This is a genomic window from Enterobacter sp. JH25, assembly GCF_021725435.1.
GTDB lineage: Bacteria > Pseudomonadota > Gammaproteobacteria > Enterobacterales > Enterobacteriaceae > Enterobacter > Enterobacter intestinihominis.
On the sequence record NZ_CP091319.1, the window covers coordinates 4,430,467 to 4,450,636 of the forward strand.

17 protein-coding genes are annotated in these 20,170 nt (G+C 55.6%); 10 read left to right on the forward strand and 7 right to left on the reverse strand.

Going from position 1 to position 20,170, the window contains the following annotated elements; translation table 11 throughout:
- Positions 1 to 214 precede the first annotated feature (214 nt).
- Positions 215 to 1,714, forward strand: a complete 1,500-nt coding sequence (gene pitA / locus L2Y28_RS21360; RefSeq protein WP_022649706.1) for an inorganic phosphate transporter PitA — start codon at positions 215 to 217, stop codon at positions 1,712 to 1,714.
- A 54-nt stretch (positions 1,715 to 1,768) separates the two neighbouring features.
- Here the strand turns inward: pitA and uspB are convergent, their stop codons facing one another.
- Complete coding sequence (uspB, locus tag L2Y28_RS21365; protein WP_003861224.1) at positions 1,769 to 2,104, reverse strand: universal stress protein UspB; 336 nt, start codon at positions 2,102 to 2,104, stop codon at positions 1,769 to 1,771.
- Positions 2,105 to 2,387: 283 nt separating this feature from the next.
- Here uspB and uspA point away from each other — a divergent pair, with 283 nt between their 5' ends.
- Complete coding sequence (gene uspA, locus L2Y28_RS21370; RefSeq protein ID WP_003861223.1) at positions 2,388 to 2,825, forward strand: universal stress protein UspA; 438 nt, start codon at positions 2,388 to 2,390, stop codon at positions 2,823 to 2,825.
- Between the two features lie 92 nt (positions 2,826 to 2,917).
- On the opposite strand, the gene rsmJ is transcribed toward uspA, so the two are convergent.
- Together rsmJ and prlC are read right to left on the reverse strand one after the other, a co-directional pair.
- Positions 2,918 to 3,670 (reverse strand): 16S rRNA (guanine(1516)-N(2))-methyltransferase RsmJ, encoded by a 753-nt coding sequence (gene rsmJ / locus L2Y28_RS21375; protein WP_032621975.1) that lies wholly within the window; start codon positions 3,668 to 3,670, stop codon positions 2,918 to 2,920.
- A gap of 7 nt (positions 3,671 to 3,677) precedes the next feature.
- Complete coding sequence (gene prlC, locus L2Y28_RS21380) at positions 3,678 to 5,720, reverse strand: oligopeptidase A (protein WP_022649708.1); 2,043 nt, start codon at positions 5,718 to 5,720, stop codon at positions 3,678 to 3,680.
- A gap of 208 nt (positions 5,721 to 5,928) precedes the next feature.
- Between prlC and L2Y28_RS21385 the strand changes: the two genes are divergently transcribed.
- From L2Y28_RS21385 to L2Y28_RS21395, 3 genes are all read left to right on the forward strand, one after another.
- Positions 5,929 to 6,771, forward strand: a complete 843-nt coding sequence (locus L2Y28_RS21385) for a 23S rRNA (adenine(2030)-N(6))-methyltransferase RlmJ (protein WP_022649709.1) — start codon at positions 5,929 to 5,931, stop codon at positions 6,769 to 6,771.
- A 71-nt stretch (positions 6,772 to 6,842) separates the two neighbouring features.
- Positions 6,843 to 8,195, forward strand: coding sequence for a glutathione-disulfide reductase (gorA, locus tag L2Y28_RS21390; RefSeq protein WP_022649710.1), 1,353 nt, complete (start codon positions 6,843 to 6,845; stop codon positions 8,193 to 8,195).
- A 182-nt stretch (positions 8,196 to 8,377) separates the two neighbouring features.
- Entirely contained in the window at positions 8,378 to 10,027 is a 1,650-nt protein-coding gene (locus tag L2Y28_RS21395; RefSeq protein WP_022649711.1) for an alpha,alpha-trehalase, read from the forward strand.
- A 110-nt stretch (positions 10,028 to 10,137) separates the two neighbouring features.
- On the opposite strand, the gene L2Y28_RS21400 is transcribed toward L2Y28_RS21395, so the two are convergent.
- Positions 10,138 to 11,724: an STY4199 family HEPN domain-containing protein gene (locus tag L2Y28_RS21400; RefSeq protein ID WP_022649712.1), complete on the reverse strand. Its 1,587-nt coding sequence runs from the start codon at positions 11,722 to 11,724 to the stop codon at positions 10,138 to 10,140.
- A 146-nt stretch (positions 11,725 to 11,870) separates the two neighbouring features.
- Here L2Y28_RS21400 and L2Y28_RS21405 point away from each other — a divergent pair, with 146 nt between their 5' ends.
- Positions 11,871 to 12,410 carry a GNAT family N-acetyltransferase gene (locus L2Y28_RS21405; RefSeq protein ID WP_022649713.1) on the forward strand — a complete coding sequence of 180 codons (540 nt, stop codon included), beginning with the start codon at positions 11,871 to 11,873 and terminating at the stop codon, positions 12,408 to 12,410.
- A gap of 71 nt (positions 12,411 to 12,481) precedes the next feature.
- Positions 12,482 to 12,820 carry a lysozyme gene (locus tag L2Y28_RS21410; RefSeq protein ID WP_022649714.1) on the forward strand — a complete coding sequence of 113 codons (339 nt, stop codon included), beginning with the start codon at positions 12,482 to 12,484 and terminating at the stop codon, positions 12,818 to 12,820.
- Here L2Y28_RS21410 and L2Y28_RS21415 read toward each other — a convergent pair.
- On the reverse strand, positions 12,799 to 13,401 hold the full coding sequence (locus L2Y28_RS21415) for a response regulator transcription factor (protein WP_022649715.1): 603 nt from the start codon (positions 13,399 to 13,401) through the stop codon (positions 12,799 to 12,801). The genes L2Y28_RS21410 and L2Y28_RS21415 overlap by 22 nt on opposite strands.
- Before the next feature lie 174 nt (positions 13,402 to 13,575).
- Complete coding sequence (locus L2Y28_RS21420; protein ID WP_022649717.1) at positions 13,576 to 14,334, reverse strand: SDR family NAD(P)-dependent oxidoreductase; 759 nt, start codon at positions 14,332 to 14,334, stop codon at positions 13,576 to 13,578.
- Positions 14,335 to 14,453: 119 nt separating this feature from the next.
- Here L2Y28_RS21420 and L2Y28_RS21425 point away from each other — a divergent pair, with 119 nt between their 5' ends.
- The 3 genes from L2Y28_RS21425 (at position 14,454) to L2Y28_RS21435 (ending at position 18,012) form a co-directional block, all read left to right on the forward strand.
- On the forward strand, positions 14,454 to 15,353 hold the full coding sequence (locus tag L2Y28_RS21425) for a LysR family transcriptional regulator (protein WP_058655710.1): 900 nt from the start codon (positions 14,454 to 14,456) through the stop codon (positions 15,351 to 15,353).
- Positions 15,354 to 15,403: 50 nt separating this feature from the next.
- Positions 15,404 to 16,429 (forward strand): inner membrane protein YhjD, encoded by a 1,026-nt coding sequence (yhjD, locus tag L2Y28_RS21430; RefSeq protein ID WP_022649719.1) that lies wholly within the window; start codon positions 15,404 to 15,406, stop codon positions 16,427 to 16,429.
- Between the two features lie 260 nt (positions 16,430 to 16,689).
- Positions 16,690 to 18,012, forward strand: a complete 1,323-nt coding sequence (locus L2Y28_RS21435; RefSeq protein WP_022649720.1) for an MFS transporter — start codon at positions 16,690 to 16,692, stop codon at positions 18,010 to 18,012.
- Positions 18,013 to 18,105: 93 nt separating this feature from the next.
- On the opposite strand, the gene L2Y28_RS21440 is transcribed toward L2Y28_RS21435, so the two are convergent.
- Positions 18,106 to 20,148, reverse strand: coding sequence for an AsmA family protein (locus L2Y28_RS21440; protein WP_022649721.1), 2,043 nt, complete (start codon positions 20,146 to 20,148; stop codon positions 18,106 to 18,108).
- Positions 20,149 to 20,170: the final 22 nt, after the last annotated feature.

The window sequence follows — 20,170 nt, forward strand, 5'->3', positions numbered from 1 at the left end:
CGTTAACTGCCGCGGATTGTAAAGTTTCCTCAGTGGTCGCACCAGCGTAAAAAGATATTACAAAGCCATTTCATTGATATTTAAAGATTATCTATTCAGGCACATTTCTCAAATCAGGTGGTATGTCAAAAAAAGTCTATATTTCACTTTGCCCGTTGCGCATTTGTCCTGGATAATGCGCCGCGTTCATGTCCTCAAAATGGCGTAACGTCCTATGCTACATTTGTTTGCCGGCCTGGATTTACATACCGGGCTTTTATTATTGCTTGCTCTGGTTTTTGTGCTGTTTTACGAAGCGATCAATGGCTTCCACGACACTGCAAACGCAGTTGCAACGGTTATCTACACTCGCGCAATGCGATCGCAGCTTGCGGTCGTTATGGCGGCGGTATTTAACTTTTTTGGTGTCCTCCTGGGCGGACTGAGCGTTGCCTATGCCATTGTGCATATGCTGCCAACGGATCTGCTGCTTAATGTGAGTTCCGGTCATGGCCTGGCCATGGTGTTCTCAATGCTGCTTGCTGCGATTATCTGGAACCTCGGTACCTGGTATTTCGGCCTGCCGGCATCCAGCTCTCACACCCTTATCGGCGCGATTATCGGTATCGGTTTAACTAACGCCCTGATGACCGGTACATCGGTTGTTGATGCGCTGAACCTTCCTAAAGTACTGGGTATTTTCGGCTCTCTGATCATCTCCCCTATCGTCGGTCTGGTGGTAGCAGGTGGATTGATTTTCATCCTGCGTCGCTACTGGAGCAACACGAAGAAACGTGCACGTATCCACCTGACGCCAGCAGAGCGTGAGAAGAAAGACGGCAAGAAAAAGCCGCCGTTCTGGACGCGTATCGCGCTGATCATTTCCGCTATCGGCGTCGCCTTCTCTCATGGCGCGAACGATGGTCAGAAAGGTATCGGTCTGGTGATGCTGGTTCTGATTGGCGTCGCACCGGCAGGCTTCGTGGTTAACATGAACGCCTCTGGCTATGAGATCACCCGTACCCGTGATGCGGTAAACAACGTTGAGACTTACTTCCAGCAGCATCCTGATTTGCTGAAGAAAGCGACCGGCGTAGACCAGTTGATCCCTTCTCCTGACTCTGGCGCACTGACTGCACCGGGCGAGTTCCATTGCCACCCGGCAAACGCGATTAACGCGCTGGAACGTGCGAAAGGCATGCTGGCCGATATCGAAAGCTACGACAAACTGGCTGTAGAACAGCGTGGTCAGCTGCGTCGTATCATGCTCTGTATCTCCGACGTGACCGATAAAGTCGCGAAGCTGCCAGAGGTCAATGCTGACGATAAGCGTCTGCTGAAGAAACTGAAAGGCGATATGCTCAACACCATTGAGTACGCGCCAATCTGGATCATCATGGCGGTCGCGTTGGCGCTGGGTATCGGTACGATGATTGGCTGGCGTCGTGTGGCGACCACCATCGGTGAGAAGATCGGTAAGAAAGGCATGACCTATGCTCAGGGCATGTCCGCGCAGATGACGGCGGCAGTGTCTATCGGTCTGGCGAGCTACACCGGTATGCCAGTCTCCACCACCCACGTACTCTCTTCGTCCGTGGCAGGTACCATGATTGTTGACGGCGGCGGTTTGCAGCGTAAAACCGTGACCAACATTCTGATGGCCTGGGTGTTCACCCTCCCGGCGTCCATCCTGCTGTCTGGCGGTCTGTACTGGATTTCGCTGAAGCTAATTTAATCGGCTGAAGGCGACAAAAAAGCGGGTCAGGAAACTGGCCCGCTTTTTTTATGCTCAGTGCCATATCATCAGCGCAATCATACTCACCACAACCAGACCACACAGGGCGCTGGTCAAAATGAACTGACGACGCAGGCGCTCGCAGCGACGGATAAACTCTTCATCGTGGTGATCGCGGTAGCGCTGGTAGTAGATATACCCCACCAGACGCATCTGCTTGCTGGGCTGTCCGTGCGAGGTGAAGAACCCTCCACCGTCCACATATTGATAAAGCAACGGATCGCAACCACGAAGTACCACTAACAGCGCACGTAACGATGAGAAGTAGCGCGCCATATTCACTATGCAAACCACGCATAACGCCCAAAACAATGCGACGGTGCTAATCATACATCCTCCCCGGCGTCCACCCACGAAGCAAGGCTCCTGAGCTACCGCACCCCAATGCCCTGACAGACAGTTCAGTGAAAGAATGACTAAAAGTCGATCCGGTTCGCGTTTTAATATCCGAACGGCTCATTAAATAGTGTAGGAGATCCGTTAATTTTTTTGCCACAAGGTTAATCGTTATCAACACCAAAGCTTGAAAAATATGTTTAACTGGGCCGTAATGAAAGCATCAGACGACGGCTTTCCCATTTAGTCATCGATAACTTAAGGAAGGAGTAACACTATGGCTTACAAACACATTCTTATCGCGGTAGACCTCTCCCCGGAGAGTAAAGTGCTGGTTGATAAAGCAGTATCCATGGCACGTCCCTACAACGCGAAAGTTTCGCTGATTCACGTTGATGTGAATTACTCCGACCTCTACACCGGTCTGATCGACGTGAATCTCGGCGATATGCAGAAACGCATCTCCGAAGAGACTCACCACGCGCTGAGCGAGCTTTCTACCAACGCGGGCTATCCAATTACTGAAACCTTAAGCGGTAGCGGCGATCTGGGCCAGGTGCTGGTTGATGCGATTAAGAAATACGATATGGACCTGGTGGTATGTGGTCACCATCAGGACTTCTGGAGCAAACTGATGTCTTCCGCACGTCAGCTGATTAACACCGTACACGTGGATATGCTGATTGTTCCACTGCGTGACGAAGAAGACGAGTAAGTGCAAAAAAGCCCGGTGGCGCTAACGCATACCGGGCCTACAAGCGGCACTGAATGTAGGCCGGGTAAGGCGAAGCCGCCACCCGGCTTTTTTTATTCCGGCGTACCTGAGTAGATATCAAAGCGATGCCCTTTGGTGGTCACCGCGTTAGTGGTCGCAACGTCCGCCAGCGGCGGCGCATAGTCAGGACGTTTCACCACCACCCGCTTCGTCGCCAGTTGACGAGCCGGCTCCAGCAGGCCATCGGCATCTAAATCTGGCCCCACCAGCGACTGAAACACCCGCATCTCTTTCTTCACCAGCGCGCTTTTCTGCTTATGCGGGAACATGGGGTCGAGATAGACCACCTGCGGGCGCGGGGTGATATCGGTCAGCGCCGTCAGGCTGGAGGCATGAATAAGTTGCAAACGTTCCTGTAACCACGAGCCGATTTCCGGGTCCGCATAGCCTCGCGTCAGCCCGTCGTCGAGCAGCGCGGCGACAACCGGATTACGCTCCAGCATCCGCACACGGCAGCCCACCGAGGCCAGCACAAACGCATCGCGCCCCAGCCCCGCCGTGGCGTCCACCACGTCCGGAAGATAGCTCCCTTTAATGCCAACCGCCTTGGCCACCGCTTCGCCGCGACCGCCGCCGAACTTACGCCGGTGCGCCATCGCGCCGCCGACAAAATCGACAAAAATCCCGCCAAGCTTTGGCTCATCGCGCTTGCGCAGCTCCAGATGTTCCGGCGTCATCACCAGCGCCATCAGGTTCTCTTCATCATGTTCCAGCCCCCAGCGGGCCGCCAGAACAGATAAGGCGCCGTCACCGGCGCCTGTTTCATCTACTAAGCAGATCTTCACGTAGCAATCAGCCTTTGATTCCGTAATGCTCCAGCATCGCATCCAGCTGCGGCTCGCGGCCACGGAAGCGTTTGAACAGCTCCATAGGCTCTTCTGAACCGCCGCGCGTCAGGATGTTGTCGAGGAACGACTGACCGGTTTCGCGGTTGAAAATCCCCTCTTCTTCGAAGCGCGAGAAGGCATCCGCCGCCAGCACGTCGGCCCACAGGTAGCTGTAGTAGCCTGCGGCGTACCCGCCTGCGAAGATATGGCTGAACGCGTGCGGGAAGCGTCCCCAGGTCGGGCCTGGAATGACGGCAACCTGCTTTTTAATCTCAGCCAGGGTTTCGAGGATTTTCGCCCCCTGCTCCGGGCTGAACTCGGCGTGCAGGCGGAAGTCGAACAGGCCGAACTCCAGCTGACGCAGGATAAACATCGCCGCCTGGTAGTTTTTCGCCGCCAGCATTTTATCCAGCAGTTCTTTCGGCAGCGGTTCGCCCGTTTCGTAATGACCAGAGATAAACGCCAGCGCGTCCGGCTCCCAGCACCAGTTCTCCATAAACTGGCTTGGCAGCTCGACCGCATCCCATGGCACACCGCTGATACCGGCGACACCAGCGGTTTCGATGCGGGTCAGCATGTGGTGCAGGCCGTGACCGAACTCGTGGAACAGGGTGATCACTTCATCGTGGGTAAACAGCGCAGGTTTGCCGCTCACCGGACGGTTGAAGTTACAGGTCAGGTAGGCGACAGGTTTTTGCAGGGTACCATCCGCTTTACGCATCTGGCCCACGCAGTCGTCCATCCACGCCCCGCCGCGCTTGTTCTCACGCGCGTAGAGATCGAGATAGAAGCTGCCGCGCAGCTCGTTGTTCTCGTCATACAGCTCGAAGAAGCGCACGTCCGGATGCCAGACGTCGATATCGGTACGCTCTTTCGCGGTAATGCCGTAGATGCGCTTTACTACCTCGAACAGACCGTTGACGGCTTTGTTTTCCGGGAAGTACGGACGTAGTTGTTCGTCGCTGATGCTGTAGAGGTGCTGTTTCTGTTTTTCGCTGTAGTATGCGATATCCCACGGCTGAAGCTCGTCCACGCCGAACTCCGCTTTCGCAAAGGCGCGCAGCTGAGCTAACTCTTTTTCACCCTGAGGACGGGCGCGTTTCGCCAGATCGGTCAGGAAGTCGAGCACCTGCTGTGGGTTCTCGGCCATTTTGGTGGCGAGGGATTTATCCGCGTAGCTGTCGAAGCCCAGCAGCTGTGCCAGCTCGTGGCGCAGGGCGAGGATCTCCGCCATCACCGGGCTGTTATCCCACTTACCGGCATTCGGCCCCTGATCGGAGGCGCGGGTGCTGTAGGCGCGGTACATCTCTTCGCGCAGGGCCTGGTTGTCGCAGTAGGTCATCACCGGCAGATAGCTTGGGATATCCAGCGTTAACAGGAAACCTTCCTGCTCTTTCGCTTCGGCCTGGGCTTTTGCCGCCGCCAGCGCACTTTCCGGCATACCGGCCAGTTCGGATTCATCGGTAATCAGCTTCGTCCAGCCCATGGTGGCGTCGAGGACGTTGTTGCTGTACTGGTTGCCCAGCTCGGACAGGCGCGCAGCGATTTCGCCGTAGCGAACCTGTTTTTCTTTTGGCAGGCCAATCCCGGACAGTTCGAAATCACGCAGCGCGTTATCGACCGATTTTTTCTGCGCCGTGTTCAGTTCGGCATAATGGTCGCCGTCGCGCAGGTCGCGGTAGGCTTTGTAGAGCCCCTCGTGCTGGCCGACCCAGGTGCTGTACTCGGAGAGCAGCGGCAGGGTCTGTTCGTAGGCTTCACGCAGCTCCGGGCTGTTTTTCACCGAGTTCAGGTGGCTCACCGGGGAGAAAATGCGCCCCAGCACGTCGTCCACTTCGGCCAGCGGCTGACACAGATTTTCCCAGGTGTACGGCGCGCCCTGCGCGACCACGTTCTCTACCGCCGCGCGGCAGTTTTCCAGCGACTGGGTAACGGCTGGAACCACATGCTCAGGGAGGATTTTAGAAAACGGTGGCAACGAAAAAGGCGTCAGTAATGGATTGGTCATAAACGCTGTCCTGTTGAAATAGATGAATGAAGCGCGCATCCGGCGCTGTGCATATTGTTTTCTGTAATGGGGTTAAGTGTAGAGGATTTCAATGCCGGAGGTTGTCGAAAAACGCCCTGTGGCGCTGCGCTTACCGGGCCTACGGGTAATCTGTGCCGTTCTGCTGTAAACTGTGGCAAATCGTCAATTCAGCGGAAAATCATTACCCATGCTCAGTTATCGCCACAGCTTCCACGCTGGCAACCACGCCGACGTCCTTAAACACACCGTTCAGAGCCTGATCATTGAAGCGCTTAAAGAGAAAGACAAGCCGTTTCTCTACCTGGACACCCACGCGGGGGCGGGCCGTTATCAGCTGAGCGGCGAACATGCCGAGCGTACCGGTGAATATCTGGAAGGCATCGCCCGTATCTGGCAGCAGGACGATCTGCCTGCCGAACTGGAGCCGTACATCGGCGTGGTGAATCATTTCAACCGCAACGGCCAGCTGCGCTATTACCCTGGCTCTCCGCTGATTGCCCGCCAGCTGCTGCGCGAGCAGGACAGCCTCCAGTTGACCGAGCTGCACCCAAGCGACTTCCCGCTGCTGCGCGCTGAGTTTCAGAAAGATAACCGCGCCCGCGTGGACAAAGCCGATGGCTACCAGCAGCTAAAAGCCAAACTACCGCCGGTTTCGCGTCGCGGCCTGGTGCTGATCGACCCGCCGTACGAAATCAAAACCGACTATCAGGCGGTGGTGGCCGGTATCAACGAAGGTTACAAACGCTTTGCGACCGGAACCTATGCCCTGTGGTATCCGGTAGTGCTACGCGCGCAAATTAAACGCATGATCAAGGATCTGGAGGCGACCGGCATCCGCAAAATCCTGCAGATTGAGCTGGCGGTGCGTCCCGACAGCGACCAGCGCGGCATGACCGCGTCCGGCATGATTGTGATTAACCCGCCGTGGAAGCTCGAAGCGCAGATGAACAATGTGCTGCCGTGGCTGCACAAAACGCTGGTGCCAGCCGGTACGGGCCACGCCACCGTAAGCTGGATCGTGCCGGAGTAATCGCAGCCATCGGTGGAACCTATTGATTTCAGGTATACAATCGCGGCAATTCACGATTAAGGACAAAAGCTATGACTAAGCATTATGACTACATCGCAATCGGCGGCGGCAGCGGCGGCATCGCCTCCATCAACCGTGCGGCCATGTACGGCCAGAAGTGTGCGCTGATTGAAGCCAAAGAACTCGGCGGCACCTGCGTAAACGTGGGTTGTGTACCGAAGAAAGTGATGTGGCATGCCGCGCAAATCCGTGAAGCTATCCATATGTATGGCCCGGACTACGGCTTTGACACCACCATTAACCACTTCGACTGGGATAAGCTGATCGCCAGCCGTACCGCCTATATCGACCGTATTCACACCTCGTACGATAACGTGCTGGGCAAGAATAACGTCGACGTGATCCGCGGCTTCGCCCGTTTCGTGGATGCGAAGACGATCGAAGTGAACGGCGAGACGATCACCGCCGATCACATCCTGATCGCCACCGGTGGCCGTCCGAGCCATCCGAACATTCCGGGCGCGGAATACGGCATCGACTCCGACGGGTTCTTCGAGCTGCCTGCTCTGCCAGAGCGCGTTGCTATTGTAGGCGCGGGTTACATCGCGGTTGAGCTGGCCGGCGTGATTAACGGCCTTGGGGCGGAAGCGCACCTGTTTGTGCGTAAACACGCGCCGCTGCGTAGCTTTGATCCGCTAATCGTCGACACGCTGGTCGAGGTGATGAACGCCGAAGGCCCAACCCTGCACACCAACGCCGTGCCAAAAGCGGTGGTTAAAAATGCGGACGGTAGCCTGACCCTGGAGCTGGAAGATGGCCGCAGCCAGACCGTTGATTGCCTGATCTGGGCGATTGGTCGTGAACCGGCCACCGACAACTTCAACCTGGCCGCAACCGGGGTGAAAACCAATGAAAAAGGCTACATCGTCGTTGATAAGTTCCAGAACACCAGCGTACCGGGTATTTATGCCGTTGGTGATAACACAGGTGCCGTAGAACTGACGCCGGTTGCCGTGGCCGCGGGGCGTCGTCTTTCCGAGCGTCTGTTTAACAACAAGCCGGACGAACATCTGGATTACAGCAACATCCCGACCGTGGTCTTCAGCCACCCGCCAATCGGCACCGTCGGCTTAACCGAGCCGCAGGCGCGCGAGCAGTACGGCGACGATCAGGTGAAAGTGTATAAATCGGCGTTTACCGCGATGTATACCGCGGTCACCTCGCACCGTCAGCCGTGCCGCATGAAGCTGGTCTGTGTGGGCCCGGACGAGAAGATCGTCGGCATCCACGGCATAGGCTTTGGCATGGACGAGATCCTGCAGGGCTTCGCAGTGGCGCTGAAGATGGGCGCAACGAAAAAAGACTTCGATAACACCGTGGCGATCCACCCCACTGCGGCAGAAGAGTTTGTAACAATGCGTTGATATTGATGCCCCTCTTCAAAGGGGCATTTTTTTAACATTCATAAATCGTTGCAAAACGAATGCTCCGAAAATCGTGATCTAACGCACATATCCCTCCACATCCACCGAAGCGAATGTCTACGCTTATAAGACGCCCGGAAAAACCTGTCTTTTAGAACACACAACCGGAGGTCCTTATCACCATGTTCAACCAGAAACTACAGGCTACCGAGAACATCGAGTTCGAGATTGCAGAAGAGCTGCGCTACGAGACCGATCCCTGCGAGTTGAAACTGGATGAAATGATTGAGGCGGAGCCGGAACCCGAAATGATCGAGGGGCTACCTGCCTCCGATGCCCTGACGCCTGCCGATCGTTATCTTGAACTGTTCGAACATGTGCAGTCGACACGGCTGTTTGCGGACAGCAAAACTTTCCCAGACTGCGCGCCGAAAATGGACCCGTTGGATATCCTGATCCGCTACCGTAAAGTGCGTCGTCATCGGGATTTTGACCTGGCGCGCTTTGTGGAGAATCACTTCTGGCTGCCGGAGGACTACAGTAAAGAGTATGTCTCTGATCCCGGCTTCTCCCTGAAAGAACACATTGATAACCTGTGGCCGGTGCTGACGCGCGAGCCGCAGGATCATATCCCGTGGTCGTCGCTGCTGGCGCTGCCGCAGGCCTATATTGTGCCCGGCGGGCGATTCAGCGAGACCTACTACTGGGATTCTTATTTCTCCATGCTGGGGCTGGCAGAAAGCGGTCGTAACGATCTGCTGAAATGCATGGCCGATAACTTCGCCTGGCTGATTGAGCGCTACGGACATATCCCGAACGGCAACCGCACCTACTACCTCAGCCGCTCCCAGCCGCCGGTTTTTGCCCTGATGGTGGAGCTGTTTGAAGAGGACGGCGTGCGCGGGGCGAAGCGCTATCTTGAGCATCTCAAGATGGAGTACGCCTTCTGGATGGACGGGGCGGAATCGCTGCTGCTCAACCAGGCCTATCGCAGTGCGGTGCGCATGCCGGATGGCTCATTGCTCAACCGCTACTGGGACGATCGTGATACGCCACGGGATGAATCCTGGATTGAGGACGTTGAAACCGCCCGTCATTCCGGTCGTCCGCCGAACGAGGTGTATCGCGACCTGCGCGCCGGGGCAGCCTCAGGATGGGATTACTCGTCCCGCTGGCTGCGCGATCCTGCGCGGCTGGCCAGCATCCGTACGACGCAATTTATCCCCATCGATTTGAACGCATTCCTGTTCAAACTGGAGAGCGCTATCGCCAATATCTCAGCATCGAAAGGGGATAAAGAGACGGCTGAACTATTCCGCCAGAAAGCCAGCGACCGGCGCGCGGCAGTGAACCGCTATCTGTGGGACGAAGAGAACGGCTGTTATCGTGATTACGACTGGCGCCGTGAAGCCCTGGCGCTGTTCTCTGCGGCCAGCATTGTGCCGCTGTATGTGGGCATGGCGACCCATGAGCAGGCTGAACGGCTGTCCGATGCCGTTAAAGCCCGTCTGCTCACGCCGGGCGGTATTCTCGCCACCGAATATGAAACAGGTGAGCAGTGGGATAAGCCGAACGGCTGGGCACCGCTACAATGGATGGCGATCCAGGGGTTCAAGCAGTACGGCAACGACTCGCTGGGGGATGAGATCGCCTGGAGCTGGCTGCACACGGTAAACCATTACTACAAAACCCATCATAAGCTGATTGAGAAGTACCACATCGCCAGCAGCACGCCACGCGAAGGTGGCGGGGGGGAGTATCCGTTGCAGGATGGCTTCGGCTGGACGAATGGGGTGGTGCGGCGGTTGATTGGGCTGTATGGGGAGCCCTGAGTCTCACCCCTCACCCTGACCCTCTCCCCTGAGGGGAGAGGGGACTTAACGGTGCGGCCTTTTCTCCCTCGCCCCTTTGGGGAGAGGGCCGGGGTGAGGGGGAAAAATAATCAGCGGATCACCTCATAAATGGCAGTCTGGATGGACTGCCATTTTTTTGTACTGGCATCGGGCTGTGTCTTCGCGCGGCGCGTTGCCGTATCGGCGTCGTGCTGCTGACGTTTCACTACCGCCGGGACGGTACAGAATGCTTTCAGGTACTGCTTACGCATAGACGTCAGCGATTCGCCGTTCGCCATCGCATGGCTAAGCGTATTAATAAAGCGTCGGCAGGGCTTTTGCTCTGTCATTTGCAGGCGGTAGCGCAACATCACTTCCAGCACGTCATCGTAGCCTGCCGACAATGCCTCCTCCGTCCATGACATTTTCCAGTCCATGCCACCCTGCAAGAACAGGAGCGCCACGCGGGTATCATTGCGGCTAATCGCTGAACGGAAGTTGTTCTCATCCCAGGTGACACCCATGCGCGTCAGCGTTTCTCGCGAGGAAGGCGTTTCGCGCATCTCCTGCACCGGCGCGGGAGATGCCGTGCTGGCCACAGTCGGCTGCGGTTTACTGCTGGTTACCAGCCAGGCTCCTCCCACGACAATCGCGATAACCATCACGCCAACCGCTCCCCACAGCACGCCGGAAATCAGCTGTTCGCGCTGCTCTGGCGTACGCGCGGCGCGCTGAGTCGGTTTCTCTATGCTGTCACGCACTTCAAACAGATCGCCGCCTGTTGTGCGGTCTATTTTTTGCGCCTTTTCCCAGAATGCATGCAGCTCGCTTTCATCCACCGCCATCAGCGCCGCCGGGTTAACGCGTGTCCGCCCTTCCTCAAACGCGCGCTGAACGGAGCGGGTGATCTGCGTGTAATAGCTGTCGAGCAGCTGGATTTGCGCCCCGCTCAACGGCTGCTGCACGGTGATGCTGTTGCGGATTTGACGGATATCTTCGAGGAAGGTTTGCAGGGTTTTGCGGGGTTCTACCAGCAGCGTCAGCATGTCCGGGGCGTTAAACAGCGACGCGTAGTAGCGGCTAAATTCTTTCTTATCCACCAGCAGCTGGGCCAGCTCACTAAATAACATGCCGCTCAGAACATCATTAATTTCACCGTTTTTCAGCCAGCGACGCACACGTTCAGCATTAAACAAGGTCTTAAGATGATTATTCAGCCGCACCGGATCGGGCCATGCCTGCTGTATCAATCCTTTTATCATCAGCTCAATGGCACGCACCTGTTTCTGCGCCTGGAGCTGGCTCGCCTTGTCTGGCACCCTCCCGGTATCGTAGGTCAGAAGGGGCTGTTGCAGACGCAGATATTCAAGGGATGTGACGAAGCGCATCGCCGCAATCAGCTGGTTTTCGCTGACATCCTGCCCGCTTTCATACTGGGGAACGCGCTGCTGAAGCAAGCGTAATTGCAGCGTAAAGGCCGTCATTTCCGCATCATTCAGGTTCAGCTTTCTGGCTACGGCACCCCACCCGCCCAGCCCCAGGCGGGCGCTATCCAGTTGTTCCAGAAACCAGCGTGGATCTTTTCCTTCAGAAACATGTACATTCAACAGAAGTAAGATTTCAACAGACGCCTGGCGGATCGCCGCCAGACAGTGTTCAAACTGTTCGCGGGTATGATGCGATGAGCTAATCATCATTGTTTTCCTTGAGAGACAATGAGTACCGCCAAAGCGGCATTAAAAGTCGTTTTTCTTTTTATTTATAGGAGGTTAAACATACCTGACTTTCTGTTGAAATAAAGTGACAACCCTATAATCATTTGCAATGTCTCCGGAGGATCGTCATGCCCGCCTTAACCACCGCGCGTCTCACCTGCTTGCCGCTGCAAGAGCAAGACTGGCCCTTTTTTCTGTCGCTACAGCAAAATCCTGACGTGATGCGTTTTGTCGCCCATGAGCGTAGCGAGGCTGACATTCGGGAGGCCTTTGTGTCTCGTCTGTTGCCGTGGGCACCGGGCAGCTCGCACTGGCTCTGCCTTGTGGTGCGTGAGACGGCCAGCCAGACGCCGCTGGGCGTAACCGGCTATGTGCACCGGGAAGCAGATTGTGCCGAAGTCGGTTTTCTCTTTGCGCCCTCTGCGCAGGGGAAAGGTTACGGCTTTGAATCTCTGCGGGCGGTGTGTGATTTCGCGCTGACCCAGGGCAATATCCGTCGGCTCACCGCGACCGTGACGGCGGGAAATATCGCCTCAAGGCGACTGCTGGAAAAAACAGGTTTTCAGCTGGAAGGTGAGTTGCGCGAGAGTTATTTCCTTTCAGGGCAATGGCATAACGACTGGCTATTCGGTTTACTGAAAAAGGAATATCCGTTCAGTAAAACCTGATCAACGGCCATTTGGCGGATATTCCCCGGGCTGTTTTCCCTTTATAGTTCCGCCATAAAGAGGAAACGCTTATGACGGGTTATGCAATGCAGATATCTTCTGCTGCAATCGCATTAATTAAAAAACAGCAGGGTCTTTCCCTGGAGAAATACCGTGACGAAAAGGGAATATGGGTTATAGGTTACGGTCACGTGATTCGCCAGTGGGAAAAGTTTAACGGCCTCATCACGCCGACTGAGGCGGAGAATTTGCTTTTCAATGATATTCATTTATGTGAGTCGCTGCTGCGGGAAATGAACAAACGCCCATTAACCCAACAGCAGCATGATGCACTGGTATTAACGCTCTTCAGTTTTGGGGAAGATTCCCCTCTGCCAGAGAAGATCCTTCAGGCCGTCGCCCGGGTATAGTACATCGCGGCCTGCGTCCGGTTTTTGACATCAAGACGACGGAAAAGCGTCTCAAGATGGGCTTTTACCGTTGCCGCACTGATATTGAGATTACGACCTATCTCTTTATTTGACTCTCCGGCCGCCAGTAATTTCAATACCTCACGCTGGCGCTCACTTAACAATGACAGCTCATCATGAGAGGAGTGCTGGTTCATCCACTCGCCGGGAAAACAGACCATCCCTCGCGATACAGAATCCAGCACGGCGGAAAAGCGTTCGGGATTCGCATTACGAGGGATTATTGCTACCACGTTGCGCTGTAGCATTTGCTCAACCCAGCGAGGCTCTTTTTTCGTTAACACCAGCACCACGCGCGCTGTTGGAAAACGATTCATAATCTCTTCCGGTAAAGCCACACCGTTATCATGAATTAAATACCCATCTATCATGACGATAGCGGAAGGTGACGCGGATAAGTGTGCCCATAATTCATCAGTCTGACGAGTTCCTGTCAAATCTATTTCCGGAATTAATTTCTGCAAACTGCACTTCGCTCCATGAATAAATAATGACTGCCTGTCAAACATGATTACTCGCATCGTATTACTCCTCTGAGAATAGCGAAGGGGGATTCTACAGAGGCATTTTTTAAGAAAAAACTCAATGAATGGAGAGGTTACAATTCACCCAGCTCTCTTTATATCTTTCATCATTTAGACACACCTGCTTTAAGGATTTCCTTAAGAGGGTTCCCTCCCCCTTAAGTCTGAACATTACAGGAACATACCGCCTGAAACTTCAATACGTTGCGCATTCATCCAGCCCAGTTTGTCACTGAGCAACGCCGCAATGGCGTCACCGATATCATCGGGCAGGCCCACCCGTCCCAGCGCCGTCTGCGAGGCCAGCAGCTGGTTAAGCTCCGCATTATCCCTTACGCGTCCGCCTCCAAAGTCGGTTTCAATCGCGCCAGGCGCGATGATATTGACGGAAATTCCGCGCACGCCAAGCTCTTTTGCCTGATAGCGGGTCAGCACTTCCATCGCCCCTTTCATTGCCGCGTAAGTCCCTGAACCTGGCTGAGTAAAACGGGCCAGTCCGCTTGAGACATTCAGGATCCGTCCTCCGTCTTTTATGAGCGGCAGCAGCTGTTGTGTGAGGAAAAACGGACCTTTGAAGTGAATATTCACCGCATCATCAAACTGCGCTTCTGTCGTCTCGGTATAGGGTGCGTATAACCCTGTACCTGCGTTGTTCACTAAATAGTCAAAGGTGTCACGTTGCCAGACGTGTGTAAGGGTTTCCTTCACCTGTTGAGCGAAGCGCGCAAAACTTGCCGTATCGCCGACGTTAAGCTGCAATGCTGCCGCTTTTTTACCTATTCCCTCAATTTTGTGTACAACTTCCTGCGCCTCCTGCTGACTGCTGTTCCAGGTCAGGATGATATCTGTCCCTTCCGCAGCAAGCTTCAAAACCGCATTTTTACCCAGGCCGCGGCTACCGCCCGTCACTAATGCAATACGTTCACGCATAATTCACCTCGTTTCGACTGCGATGAAGATTGAGAATGAGCTTATTAGATGGTAGAAAATCAATAAATAGTGCCGCCAACGCTTCACTGTTTCATTTCAAACAACAATGACCCATATCTATGGATAAAATATACGCAATGCAGCTTTTCCTTCGCGTCGCGGAACTGGAGAGTTTTACCCGCGCGGCGGAGACGTTAAGCCTGCCGAAGGGGAGTGTCTCGCGGCAGATCCAGGCGCTGGAGAACGCGCTTGGCACTCAACTGCTGCACCGCACTACCCGCCGCGTCAGCCTGACGCAGGACGGCATGGTTTATTACGAACGCGCAAAAGATCTGCTGATGAATCTGGACGAACTGGACGGCATGTTTCTGCACGACCCTTCCACCATCAGCGGTCGGCTACGTGTGGATATGCCCGTTGCCATTGCACGAAATGTCGTCATTCCGAAACTGCCTGCATTTTTACAACAGTTTCCCGGCATTGAGCTTGAGCTAAGCAGCAGCGATCGTCTGGTCGATGTCATCCGCGAAGGATTTGACTGCGTGGTTCGCGTGGGAAACTTGAAGGACTCCGGGCTTATCGCCCGCCCGCTTGGGAAGCTTTCAGTGATTAACTGCGCCAGCCCGGATTATCTCACGCGATTCAGCTACCCTGAGACGCTGGATGATTTGGGCTCACACGCCCTCATTCATTACTCCGCCACGCTGGGCACCCGTCCTCTGGGTTTTGAGTATTTCAACGGCAGCGCGACCCAGTGGATAAAAACGGGAGGCGTTTTGACGGTTAACAGCACGGAAACCTACCAGGCCGCCTGTATCGCCGGGCTTGGCATTATTCAGGTCCCGCGCGTCGGGGTGCGTGATGCCCTGCGCACGAAAAAACTCGTTGAGATCCTGCCGCAATATCGGGCTGAACCAATGCCCGTCTCCCTCATTTATCCCCACCGCCGTAACCTCTCCCGTCGGGTGCATGTGTTTATGGAGTGGCTTACCGAACTCACAAAAAGTTACGTGGACTAGTCGCAAGCTATAATTCAGTAACATCCAGCTCAACGAAAAGGAAAATGCGCGTGACGCCGGAAAATAACCCGCAACGACCGACTCAACATTTAGATTATGAACCCATCAAAAAGATGGATAACGAGCCTGAAGCGCCGAAGGAGCCTGGAACGACCAGCAAAGCGCTGGGCACCGTGACCGGCATAGCCGAAAAAATTCAGCAGATACCCGCGATTGCTCACCTGATCCGCGCCGCTGAGCGCTTTAACGACCGCATGGGAAATCAGTTTGGCGCGGCGATCACCTACTTCTCTTTCCTGTCGATGATCCCCATCCTGATGGTGTCGTTTGCTGCCGCCGGTTTTGTTCTGGCGTCTCACCCGACGCTGTTGCAGGACATCTTCAATAAGATCCTGACCAACGTCAGCGACCAGACGCTCGCCACGACGCTCAAAAGCACCATCAATACCGCCGTGCAGCAGCGTACCACCGTGGGTATCGTCGGGTTGCTGATTGCGCTCTATTCCGGGGTTAACTGGATGGGCAACCTGCGTGAAGCCATTCGCGCCCAGTCGCGTGACGTCTGGGAGCGTACGCCGCAGGATCAAGAGAAGATATGGGTGAAGTATTTGCGCGACTTTATCTCGCTGATTGGTCTGCTGGTGGCGCTGGTCATCACGCTCTCTATCACCTCGGTCGCCGGTTCTGCGCAGCAGATGATTATCTCCGCGCTGTATCTGGACTACATTGAATGGCTGAAACCGGCCTGGCGCGGTATAGGGCTTGCTATCTCCATCTTTGCTAACTACCTGCTGTTCTTCTGGATCTTCTGGCGTTTGCCCCGCCATCGGCCGCGCAAGAAGGCGCTGATCCGTGGGACGTTGATTGCCGCCATTGGCTTTGAGGTGATCAAAATTGTGATGACCTATACGCTGCCATCGCTGGTGAAGTCCCCCTCCGGCGCGGCCTTTGGTTCGGTGCTGGGGCTGATGGCCTTCTTCTATTTCTTCGCACGCCTGACGCTGTTCTGTGCCGCGTGGATCGCCACCGCAGAGTATAAAGACGACCCGCGCATGCCGGGAAAAACCCACCACTGATGTCCTGTCGGGCTGATATTTCAGCCCGATTCATCATTTCAGCATATAAATCCAGACCGTAACTTTTATTTAACTCAAAACCAGTTTTAATGACTGATATTTAAAATGTGTGAAGCATTTCATGGAAGTGTTTTCGCTGGCCTGAAAATTATCCGCTTTTTGTTGCTTTTATGACCATGTCACGCCTTTGTTACAGATTGAAATGTCGCTTTTGCTGTGCCTAATATGGCCCTTCGTTCGTCCAAAAATAAGAAAATATTATGCAAGCAACAGCCACCACACTTAACGAAGGGGCGGAACACGTTCCGGTCAACTCCCGCAATAAAGTCGTCGTCGCATCGCTGATTGGCACCGCCATTGAGTTCTTCGACTTTTATATTTACGCCACCGCTGCGGTCATTGTCTTTCCGCATATTTTCTTCCCACAGGGCGACCCGACGGCAGCCACGCTACAGTCTTTAGCTACCTTTGCTATCGCCTTCGTTGCGCGTCCTATAGGTTCAGCGGTCTTTGGCCACTTTGGCGATCGCGTCGGTCGTAAAGTGACGCTGGTTGCCTCGCTGCTGACGATGGGGATCTCCACCGTCGCCATCGGCCTGCTGCCGACCTATGAAACTATCGGCATTCTGGCGCCTGTGCTGCTGGCGCTGGCGCGCTTTGGTCAGGGCCTGGGGCTGGGCGGGGAATGGGGCGGCGCGGCGCTGCTGGCGACCGAGAACGCCCCGGCGCGTAAGCGTGCCCTGTATGGCTCTTTCCCACAGCTCGGCGCGCCGATTGGCTTCTTCTTCGCGAACGGCACCTTCCTGCTCCTCTCCTGGCTGCTGACCGATGAACAGTTCATGAGCTGGGGCTGGCGTATTCCGTTCGTTTTCTCTGCCGTGCTGGTGCTGATTGGCCTGTACGTGCGCGTGTCGCTGCACGAGACGCCGGTCTTCGCTAAAGTCGCCGCGGCGAAAAAGCAGGTTAAAGTTCCGCTGGGGACGCTGCTGACCAAACACCTCCGCGTGACCGTGCTGGGTACGTTCATCATGCTGGCGACCTACACGCTGTTCTATATCATGACCGTGTACTCCATGACCTACAGTACCGCCGCCGTACCGGTCGGACTGGGCCTGCCGCGTAACGAAGTGCTGTGGATGCTGATGATGGCGGTTATTGGATTTGGCGTGATGGTGCCCATCGCGGGCCTGCTGGCAGATAAATTTGGCCGTCGTTCAAGCATGATCGTCATCACCTCGCTGATCATCCTGTTCGCACTGTTTGTCTTCCCGCCGCTGCTGGGTTCAGGTAGCCCTGCGCTGGTGATGGCGTATCTGCTGATTGGTCTGAGCCTGATGGGGCTGACCTTTGGCCCAATGGGCGCGCTGCTGCCGGAGCTGTTCCCGACTGAAGTGCGTTATACCGGCGCGTCGTTCTCCTATAACGTTTCGTCTATTCTGGGCGCCTCGGTGGCCCCGTATATCGCCACGTGGCTTCAGGCGAACTATGGTCTGTTCTATGTGGGTGTCTATCTGGCGGCCATGGCAGCGTTGACGCTGATTGCGCTGCTGCTGACGCACGAAACTAAGCATCAGACTCTGTAAGCGAATGCCGGGTGGCGGCTACGCCTTACCCGGCCTACGATTCACATGTAGGCCGGGTAAGCGCAGCGTCACCCGGCAAGAACAGGCCACACCTTACTTCTTCATCTGCGACAAAATCGTCCGACACTGATTCGCTTCGCCTTCTGACGGCGAAATCAACGCCAGCAGCGCCGCCGCAGGGGTGACCAGCGTGGCGAGGGCGGCGGCAACCGCACCGCGCGCAATCAGCGGTCCGGCCTTCACGCCCGCCTGCGGATCTTTGAAGGTCCCGCGAACGTAGAGCGGCGAGCGCAGGGTGATGATGCGAATGCCTTTACTTTCCGGATCGATGGTTAAATCCAGCTGCTCGGACGCCATGCTGGCGGTACCGGTGATGTTGATAACCGCGTTTTCCGTGTCGAATGCGAAAATCTGCGGACGCGCCACACCGTTGACCAGGTCCACGTTTGCCGCCGCGCAGTTCACGCGCACTTCATCGTCTCCGAAGATTTGTCCGACGATGAAGTTACCGACGTTCAGCCCCAGGATCTCCATCAGGTTACGGCTCACCAGCCCGTCGTTCATTAGCAGCTTCAGGTTGCCGTTTCCGCTGCCTAACAGCGCGGCCACAGAGTTACCCGTGCCGCGAATGTCCGCATCGCCGTTCATCTCACCGAGGGTTTTCTGCATCAACTCCACGTCCGGCATCAGCTCTTTCAGCTTCAGACGACGCGCCTGGATCTCCGCCCTTCCCTGCATCGGCTTTTTATCCCCCTCCAGGTGGATATTCGAGGAAATGGTTCCCCCGGCCATGCCAAACTTCAGCGGTTGCAGGCGCAGATCGGCGTTTTTCAGGATGATATGGGTCGAGAGGTTGCTCAACGGCAGCGTGCTGCCATGCTCAATTTTACGTCCTTTGAAGCGCACGTCCGCATCCATTACGTCCCACTTGTCGGTTTCGAAGCGGTCATAGGGCAGCACTTTACCCGCAGGCTGAGCGTCCTTTTTGACCTCTTTTGACTTCGTGCCTTTACCCGAATCTACGCCAATCAGCGGACCAAGATCGGCCAGACGCAGCTGGCGGGATTCAACGTCCCCCTCCAGTTTCGGGCGCGGTTTTCCGGTGGTGTAGGTCAGCGTGCCGTGTATATCGCTATCGCCGATGCGGCCGTTGAACCCCCGGTAGTCAAAGACGGACGATTTTTCAGCGTCGATTTTTGCGGCCAGCCGCCCGTCCGTTTCAAACGGCGGGGTATCCGGCAGCAGCACGCCGGTGAGATCGTACAATTCACCCAGCGAATCCCCGGCAAACTTAAGCTGGAGGTCGACGCCGCCCATGTTCATCGGGTCGTTAACCGTGCCCACGAACGCCACGCGGGTATTGCCCGAGCGGAAGTCCGCCTGCACCGGGAATGGCGTACCCTCGCTCCTGAGCGCCAGCATACCGCCGATTTTGCCTTTACCGGTCAGTGGCTGGCCGTTGTAGCGCCCTTTCGCTGTCAGGCCGAAGACGTAATCGCCAGCTTTGCTGTCATCGCCTTTGGCTTTGCTGCCCGTCACTTCGCTAAACGGCAGCGGCTTGCCCAGCGGATCGACGAGGATCTCCACGTCAGCCTTACTTACTTTATCGTCAATGGCGATCCGCCCCCGATCGAACAGAATATTGTCGAGGCGGAAGGACCATGAAGAGGGCTGCGCATTCGGATCTTTATCGCCGCTGCTGGCGAGATCGAACGTCCAGTTGTTGGTTTTCTCCGACAGGCGAATCAGCCGCGCGTCGGGCTGCTGAAGTTTGATCCACGGCAGATACACCGTTTTGGTTAACAGGGCTAACGGCGCCAGCGTGGCTTCCACGCGCGGCAGGTGGATCATGGTCACTTCGGGGATGTCCGGCGGGTTGCCAAGAATGATGTCGTCAGCGTGAACGTGCGGCCAGGGCACCCAGCTTCGCCAGCCGGTTTCCTCTTTCTGACGCTCCCACACGACCCCCAAATCGCCACGTATTGCGAAGGGGCGGTTTAGCTCGGTCGAGACTTTCTGGTTGATGGTCGGTTTGAGGCGGTTCCAGTCAAACGTGGCGATAATGATGATTAAGACCACGATCAGCAACAAGAAAATCCCTGCTGTCCAGGAAATCACCCTGGTTGTTTTTGTCATTGTTGTCCCCTTTCCTGATGAA

Bases quoted from the DNA above. Each gene is read 5' to 3' on its own strand.
- L2Y28_RS21420 (WP_022649717.1), bottom strand. From the start codon at position 14,334: ATGCGTGAACGTATTGCATTAGTGACGGGCGGTAGCCGCGGCCTGGGT.
- L2Y28_RS21405 (WP_022649713.1), top strand. From the start codon at position 11,871: ATGCCCGCCTTAACCACCGCGCGTCTCACCTGCTTGCCGCTGCAAGAG.
- uspA (WP_003861223.1), top strand. From the start codon at position 2,388: ATGGCTTACAAACACATTCTTATCGCGGTAGACCTCTCCCCGGAGAGT.
- L2Y28_RS21435 (WP_022649720.1), top strand. From the start codon at position 16,690: ATGCAAGCAACAGCCACCACACTTAACGAAGGGGCGGAACACGTTCCG.
- prlC (WP_022649708.1), bottom strand. From the start codon at position 5,720: ATGACCAATCCATTACTGACGCCTTTTTCGTTGCCACCGTTTTCTAAA.
- L2Y28_RS21400 (WP_022649712.1), bottom strand. From the start codon at position 11,724: ATGATGATTAGCTCATCGCATCATACCCGCGAACAGTTTGAACACTGT.
- L2Y28_RS21440 (WP_022649721.1), bottom strand. From the start codon at position 20,148: ATGACAAAAACAACCAGGGTGATTTCCTGGACAGCAGGGATTTTCTTG.
- L2Y28_RS21410 (WP_022649714.1), top strand. From the start codon at position 12,482: ATGACGGGTTATGCAATGCAGATATCTTCTGCTGCAATCGCATTAATT.
- L2Y28_RS21425 (WP_058655710.1), top strand. From the start codon at position 14,454: ATGGATAAAATATACGCAATGCAGCTTTTCCTTCGCGTCGCGGAACTG.
- gorA (WP_022649710.1), top strand. From the start codon at position 6,843: ATGACTAAGCATTATGACTACATCGCAATCGGCGGCGGCAGCGGCGGC.
- pitA (WP_022649706.1), top strand. From the start codon at position 215: ATGCTACATTTGTTTGCCGGCCTGGATTTACATACCGGGCTTTTATTA.
- uspB (WP_003861224.1), bottom strand. From the start codon at position 2,104: ATGATTAGCACCGTCGCATTGTTTTGGGCGTTATGCGTGGTTTGCATA.
- L2Y28_RS21395 (WP_022649711.1), top strand. From the start codon at position 8,378: ATGTTCAACCAGAAACTACAGGCTACCGAGAACATCGAGTTCGAGATT.
- L2Y28_RS21415 (WP_022649715.1), bottom strand. From the start codon at position 13,401: ATGCGAGTAATCATGTTTGACAGGCAGTCATTATTTATTCATGGAGCG.
- L2Y28_RS21385 (WP_022649709.1), top strand. From the start codon at position 5,929: ATGCTCAGTTATCGCCACAGCTTCCACGCTGGCAACCACGCCGACGTC.